The 4,158-nt window shown below is 75.5% G+C and carries 4 protein-coding genes; 2 read left to right on the top strand and 2 right to left on the bottom strand.

The window, feature by feature from the left end:
* On the top strand, window positions 1-1,709 hold a 1,709-nt coding region (locus MNY62_RS16375), incomplete at its 5' end, for a SpoIID/LytB domain-containing protein (protein WP_242345259.1).
* A gap of 47 nt (window positions 1,710-1,756) precedes the next feature.
* Here the strand turns inward: MNY62_RS16375 and MNY62_RS16370 are convergent.
* Together MNY62_RS16370 and MNY62_RS16365 are read right to left on the bottom strand one after the other, a co-directional pair.
* Window positions 1,757-2,161 (bottom strand): rhodanese-like domain-containing protein, encoded by a 405-nt coding sequence (locus MNY62_RS16370; RefSeq protein WP_242345258.1) that lies wholly within the window; start codon window positions 2,159-2,161, stop codon window positions 1,757-1,759.
* Between the two features lie 31 nt (window positions 2,162-2,192).
* Entirely contained in the window at window positions 2,193-2,450 is a 258-nt protein-coding gene (locus MNY62_RS16365; RefSeq protein WP_242345257.1) for a hypothetical protein, read from the bottom strand.
* Between the two features lie 156 nt (window positions 2,451-2,606).
* Here MNY62_RS16365 and MNY62_RS16360 point away from each other — a divergent pair, with 156 nt between their 5' ends.
* Window positions 2,607-4,076 (top strand): sigma-54-dependent transcriptional regulator, encoded by a 1,470-nt coding sequence (locus tag MNY62_RS16360; RefSeq protein WP_242345256.1) that lies wholly within the window; start codon window positions 2,607-2,609, stop codon window positions 4,074-4,076.
* Window positions 4,077-4,158: the final 82 nt, after the last annotated feature.

Genomic DNA, 4,158 nt, shown 5'->3' with positions numbered 1-4,158 from the left:
CGACCTCGACCTCGACCGCGACCTCGACCTCGACCCCGACCCCGACCCCGACCCCGACCCCGACCCCGACCTCGACCCCGACCTCGACCTCGACCTCGACCCCGACCCCGACCCCTGCCCCCCTCGCGCCTCCTCCCGCCGCCGACCTCGCCGACCCCCTCGAGCTCCTCTGGGCGCACCGCCTCGGCTTCATGCGGGACGGAGAGCCGCTCGTCACGATCCGCCTGATGGAGGGGCAGCGGGAGGTCGCCTTTCGCGCGCGCGCTCCCGGCCGGATCACGCTGCGTGGCGGCGCCGTCGTGGAGGTCCCCGCCGCTGCCCGGCTCACGGTGCGCGCTCGCGGTGCTTCCCCGGCGGTCGTGGTGCACCACGCACTGCTCGCGGAGGAGCCGCCCGCGGCGCGCGCCGCGCTCGATGAGGCGCGCCGCACCTGGGTGGCGCGCGGCGTGGCGGTGCGCTCCCGCGTGACCGGCGCGGTCTACGGCATCGGCGGCCGGGTGGTGGACACGCGGCGAGAGCTCCTCCTGGCCGAGGGAGACGGCTCGCTCGAGGCGGCGCGGGCGACGATCGCTGCGCTGCGCGCGCGGTTCGGAGTACAGGCGGCGCTGCACGCGGACGTGGTAGGCCGGCCGCACGGGACGCTCGAGCTCCGCGGCGAGGGCGGCGCGCCCCTCGGCGAGGCGGACGGCGCCCTGTGGCTGGACGTCGCCGGCGACGCGGGCTTCCTCGTCGAGGACGTCGAGCATGACCGCGGCGCGCGCGGCCGTGCGCGCGAGGATCGGGCCTACGGCGGGCGCCTGCTCGTCACGCTCGACGCGCACGGCGCGCTCACCGCGATCCACGGCGTGCCGCTCGAGGAGCTCCTCCGCGGGCTCGTCCCGAGCGAGATGCCGGCGTCCTCGCCGCTCGAGGCGCTCAAGGCCCAGGCCGTCACGGCCCGGTCGAACGTGCTCGCCCAGCTCGGCGCGCGCCACGCCGCCGATCCCTTCATGCTGTGCGCCGAGGTCCACTGCCAGGCGTACCGCGGCGACGGTGCGCGGACCGCGCGCACGGACGAGGCGGTGCGCTCGACGCGCGGGGAGATGCTCTTCGGCGCGACGGACCGGGCGCTCGTCGACGCCGTGTACTCCGCGACCTGCGGCGGCCACGGAGAGGACAACGATCTCGTCTGGGGCGATGCCGCGAGCGCGAGCCTGCGCGGACGGCCCGATCTCCCCGCGCCCCAGGCGGCGAGATGGCAGGGCGGCCTCGCGGACGAGGCCCGGCTCCGCGCGTTCCTCGCCGAGCCGGGCGACGCCTGGTGCCGCCGCCCCTCCACGCCGGCCGCCACCCGCTTTCGATGGGAGCGTCGCCTCACCGGCGCGGAGCTCGATGCGGCGGCCGCGCCGCTCGGGGTCGGTCACGTGCGCGCGCTCGCGGTCGGCGCGCGCGGCGTGTCGGGGCGCGCCCGCGTCCTCGCGGTCGAGGGTGAGGGCGGCCGCGCCGAGGTCGTCGGTGAGCTCCGCATCCGGCGCCTCCTCGGCGATCTGCCCTCGGCGATGTTCGTGGTGGAGCCCGCCGGCGATGGCGCCCTCCTGCGCGGCGGCGGCTGGGGCCACGGCGCGGGCATGTGCCAGTGGGGGGCCGTGGGGCGCGCCCAGGCCGGGCAGGGGTACCGGGAGATCCTGGGCGCCTACTACTCGGGCGCCGAGATCGCTCGGCTCTACTGATCCGAGCGCCGCGAGTCCCTCCCGCGCGGGGGGGCCTCCGGCATCGATCACCAGGCGGCGCGCGGGCCGAGATCGTAGACGCGCGCGTAGCCGAGCTGGACGAGCTCGCGAGCGACCGCGGCGCTCCTCCTACCGGTCTCGCAGTACACGATCACCGGGAGACCCGGAGGGCCGAGCTCCGCGAGCCGCGCGCTCACCTCCGCGGCCGGGACGTTCACGGCGCCGTCGATCCCGTCGAAGGCGAAGTCCTCGGGGTCGCGCACGTCCACGAGGAGCGCGCCGTCGGCGACGAGCCGCCGGGCCTCCGCGCCGGAGACCCGCGCCACGCCGGACGACGCCGCCGCCTCCGCGCGTGAACGGCCCGGCGACGGCCCGGCCACGGTGCGTGGGCCCGAGGCGCAGCCGCCGAGGAGGGGCGCCGCGAGGAGGACGAGGAGCGAGGAGCGTCGCATCGAGGATCGGTTCCGGACGGCGCCCGCCGCGTCAGGGCCGGCGATCCGCGTCGCCCAGGGTGAGCGTGCGCTTGCGGCGGCGCGATCGCAACGCGGCGGCGGCGACGAAGGCGGCGCCGAGGGCGAGCACGCCGACGAGCGCCTCGATGAGCGCGATGCGCTGGAGGAGCAGCGCCTCGCCACCCTGGAGCGCTCGCGCACCACGGGCGGAGTCGTACGCCTTCCAGAGCATGAACGCGCCTCCCGTCGCGAGGAGGATCGCCCGGAGGAGGAGGCGGGATCGGGACATCCGCACGGCCCGGGGTATGTCATGGAATGCCTCGGCGCGAAAGCGAAGCGAAGCGCTCGCTCGCCCGTCAGCCGCCGCGTTAGGGCCGGTGCCGGGAACACCTGGTCGTTCCATTTTCACACCGGCGGCACGGACCTCCCCGCCGACGGAACGACGATGGACAACGACTGCACCGTACTCGTCATCGAGGACGACGACGACGCCCGCGAGGCGCTCTGCGAATTCCTCGCGACCGCGGGATATCGCGTGCGTCCCCTGCGCGACGGCGTCGAGGCGCTCGCTGCGATCGCGAACTCCCGGCCCCACGCCGTGCTGCTCGATCTGGTGATCCCGGAGCCCGACGGGTTCGAGGTCCTGCGGCGCATCCGCGAGCGGGACCCGCGCGTCCCGGTGATCGTCATGTCCGCGCTCTCCCAGGCCGAGGACGTCGTCCGGGCGATGAAGCTCGGCGCGACCGACTACCTCCCGAAGCCGTTCGACGTCTCGGAGCTGAACCTCGTCCTGCGCCGCGCCCTCGACGGTCCCGGGAGGCGCCCTCCCGATGTCGCCGAGGCGCGCGCCGCCGCCGCTGTCACGGCAGAGCCGGGCGACGGCGACCTCTTGCCCACCACCCCGCTCTCCGGACCCATGGAGCGCGTCTGGTCGCTCGTGAACCGGATCGCCGACACCGACGTCCCGGTGCTGCTCATCGGCGAGAGCGGCGTGGGCAAGGACGTCATCGCGCGCCGGATCCACGCGACCAGCCACCGGGCGGGTCGCCCCTTCGTGAAGATCAACTGCGCGGCCCTTCCGGGAGAGCTCCTCGAGAGCGAGCTCTTCGGGCACGAGAAGGGGGCGTTCACGGGGGCGCACGCGGAGAAGCCCGGCAAGTTCGAGCTGGCGCATCGCGGGACGATCTTCCTCGACGAGATCGGCGAGATGGACCCCCGGCTCCAGGCGAAGCTCCTGCAGGTCCTCCAGGACGAGGAGTTCTACCGGGTAGGCGGCAAGCGCCCGGTGCGCGTGGACGCCCGCGTCGTGGTGGCGACCAACCGCAACCTCGAGGCGGCCATCCGGCAGGGCACCTTCCGGGAGGATCTCTTCTATCGCCTGAACGTCGTCACGATCCGGGTCCCGCCGCTCCGCGAGCGGCGCGAGGAGATCGGCCCGCTCGTGAGGCACTTCGTCGAGAAGTACCGGGCGCGCTACCGCGGCGGCCTCGAGGAGATCCCGGCCGAGGTGATGGAGCGCTTCCACGCCTACGACTGGCCGGGGAACGTCCGCGAGCTCGAGAACCTCGTGCGGAGGCTCGTCGTGCTGCGGGATCCCGCCATGGTCCTCGGCGAGCTCGGCGGGACGCCGCCCGCGCTCGCGAACGCCGGGTCGCAGGCGCCGCCGACGGGCGCGGTCAATGGGGTCCATCGTCCCGGCGAAGCCCCTGCGCTCCCGGAGGACGCCCCGCTCAAGGACGTCGCGCGGCGCGCCGCCCGTATCGCGGAGCGCGAGGCGATCCTGCGCGCGCTCATGCGCACCGGCTGGAACAAGCGGAAGGCCGCGAAGCGCCTGCAGGTCAGCTACAAGGCGCTCCTCTACAAGATCAAGGACTGCGGCATCGTCGACCCTCGAGACGCTGCGACGATCGAGTGAGAAAGCGGCGCGGGGGGGGGGGGGGGGGGGGGGCGCCCCCCCCGCGCGGGGGGGGGGGGGGGGGGGGGGGGGGGGGGGGGGG

The sequence above is a fragment of the Anaeromyxobacter terrae genome (genome assembly GCF_022690685.1).
GTDB classification, from domain to species: domain Bacteria; phylum Myxococcota; class Myxococcia; order Myxococcales; family Anaeromyxobacteraceae; genus Anaeromyxobacter; species Anaeromyxobacter terrae.
The sequence above is the reverse complement of the archived record's forward strand: the minus strand, read 5'-3'. Positions and strand labels throughout refer to the sequence as shown.